The sequence below is a fragment of the Pseudomonas koreensis genome (assembly GCF_012986595.1).
GTDB classification, from domain to species: Bacteria; Pseudomonadota; Gammaproteobacteria; order Pseudomonadales; family Pseudomonadaceae; genus Aquipseudomonas; species Aquipseudomonas koreensis.
Window position 1 is genome coordinate 1 of the sequence record NZ_JAAQYM010000015.1, and the last position, 2,814, is coordinate 2,814.

The 2,814-nt window shown below is 64.6% G+C and carries 1 protein-coding gene; it reads left to right on the top strand.

Translation table 11 applies throughout. The features are described 5' to 3' along the window. Nucleotides 1-2,814 (top strand): DUF6531 domain-containing protein (locus HBN98_RS27730; RefSeq protein WP_169844090.1); only part of this gene is annotated, 2,814 nt, incomplete at both ends.

A 2,814-nucleotide genomic window follows, 5' to 3' on the forward strand; every position in this document is an offset into this window, starting at 1 on the left:
CGACGACTCCCCCGATCAAGCGAAAAACCCCAACGGCGCCAGCGCCGATTGCGCGCCACTGACCTGCACCAACGGCTGCCCGGTGTCGATGGTCACCGGCGAAGAACTGCTGACCCTCAGCGATGGCACGCTCGACGGGGTGTTGCCGTTCACCTTCACCCGGCTGTACCGCACCAGCGCGGTTGAGCTCGATGTCGGGCTGGGGTTTGGCTGGAGTCATTCGCTGGCGCATCGGCTGGCGTTCGAAGGCGATGCGGTGGTCTGGGTCGATCACGAGAATCGCCGCACGCGCTTTCCGTTGCCCAGTGTTGAACGCCCGGCGATTCACAACAGCCTGTCGCGGGCCGCGATTTTTCTCGGCGATGAGCCGGAGGAGCTGATTCTCGCGCTGGCCGGGGATGCGGCGCGGTTTTATCACTTTCGCGCCGGACGGCTGACGGCGATCAGCGATGCGTATGGCAATCGACTGCGGGTTGTTCGCGATCATCAGGAGCGCATTGTTCGTTTGGACAATGGCGCCGGTCGGTCGCTGGGGTTGCGCTATGACCGGGCGCAGCTGATCGCTGTCGATTACCAGGTGTTGGCTGGCGAAGGCTGGCACACCGAACAAACCCTCGTCAGCTACCGCTACGACGCCTGCCAGCGCCTGCTGGAAGCAACCAATGCCGCCGGGGACAGCGAGCGTTACGACTACGACGACCAGCACGTCATCCTGCAGCGGCAACTGACCGGTGGCGCGAGTTTCTTCTGGGAATGGGAGCGCTCCGGCAAGGCCGCGCGTTGCGTCCGCCACTGGGCCTCGTTCTCGCAGATGGACACGCGTTACGTCTGGGCCGACGACGGCAGCGTCGCCGTGCACTACGTCGATGGCACGGAAGAAACCTACTTCCACGACGATCGGGCGCGACTGGTGCGCAAGGTCGAGGCCGATGGCGGCGAGCACCTCAAGGCCTACGACGCTGCCGGGCGGTTGATCGCCGAGCAGGATCCACTGGGGGCGGTTACCGAGTACCGCTACGACGAAGTCGGACGCTTGGTGGCGCTGCTTCCGCCAGAAGATGAGCCGACGTCCTACGAGTATCGCAACGGTTTCCTGCACAGCCGTTCTCGCGGTGAGGCGGTGTGGACGTTTCGGCGCAACGCCGAGGGGGATGTCACCGAAGCGGTCGATCCCGACGGGCTGGTCACCTATTACTACTACAACACCCGTGGGCAGTTGCTGTCGATCCGTTATCCGGACAGCAGCCGGCATCAGTGGGTGTGGAACGACCTCGGCCAACTGACCGAAGAAACCCTGCCCGACGGCGGTGTGCGGCGCTTTTCCTACGATGCGCTGGGGCGGCGGACGACAACCCAGGACGAACACGGCGCGATCACCCGCCAGCACTGGGACGCCGTGGGTCGCCTGCTCCAGACGACGTTGCCTGACGGCGCCACCCGCGCCTACAGCTACGGCGCCTACGGCCAGGTCACTGCCGAGCGCGACGAACTGGGGCGCGTCACCCGTTACGAATATGACGACGACCTGCATCTGGTCTCGCGCAAGATCAATCCTGACGGCACGCGGGTGCAGTACCGCTACGACCATGCGCAACTGCTGCTGACAGAAATCGAGAACGAGTCCGGGGAAAAGTACCGCCTGGACTACACGCCCACCGGACTGATCCGACAGGAAACCGGCTTCGACGGCCGGCGCACCGCCTACGCCTACGACCGTAACGGCCACCTGCTGGAGAAGAGCGAATTTGGCGATGACGGCTCGACGCTGATCACCGCTTACGAGCGCGATGCCGCCGGGCGCCTGCTGCTGAAAACCCTGCCCGACGGGGTTCAGGTGGCTTACCGCTACGACCGTCTCGGGCGTCTGGTGGGCGTCGACGACGGGCAGAAACATCCGCTGGCCTTCGAATATGACCTGCAGGACCGGCTGATCACCGAGCATCAGGGCTGGGGCACGTTGCGTTATGTGTATGACGCCTGCGGTCAGCTCAAACGCCAGCGTCTGCCGGACAACAGCAAGCTCGACTTCCACTACGCCAAGGGCGGGGCGCTGACCGCCATCGACCTCAACGGCGCACGGCTGACCAGTCACGTTTATCAGTCCGGTCGTGAACAACAACGCCAGCAAGGCCTGCTGCGCAGCGATTATGCCTACGACGATCAGGGCCGTTTACTCGCCCACGCGGTAGGCCATCAGCACCAGGCGCTGTATCGCCGCGATTATGCCTACAGCGCCAACGGCAATCTGGAGCACATTGCCGACACCCGCCACGGCCAGCGCACCTACGCCTATGACGCCCTCGACCGGCTGATTCGTGTGCGTCACTCGCGCGACGATCTGCCGGAATCCTTCGCCCACGACCCGGCCGGCAACCTGCTGATGCAGGACCGTCCCGGTCCGACGAAAATTCACGGCAACCGCCTGCTGATGCAGGGCGACCGCCACTACGACTACGACGCCTTCGGCAACCTGATCCGCGAACGTCGCGGCCGTGACCAGCAACTCGTCACCGAATACCGCTACGACTGCCAGCACCGCCTGATCGGCCTGACCCGCCCCGACGGCAGCACCGCGTCCTACCAGTACGACGCCTTCGGCCGGCGCATCCGCAAAACCGTTGATGGGGTCTGCACCGAGTTCTTCTGGCAAGGCGACCACCTCGTCGCCGAAAGCAGCCCGACGCACCACCGCAGCTACGTCTACGAACCCGGCACCTTCCGCCCACTGGCCCTGCTCGACGGCAAAGGCCCGAAAAAAGCCTGCCCGTTCTACTACCAACTCGACCACCTCGGCACCCCGCAGGAACTCACCGA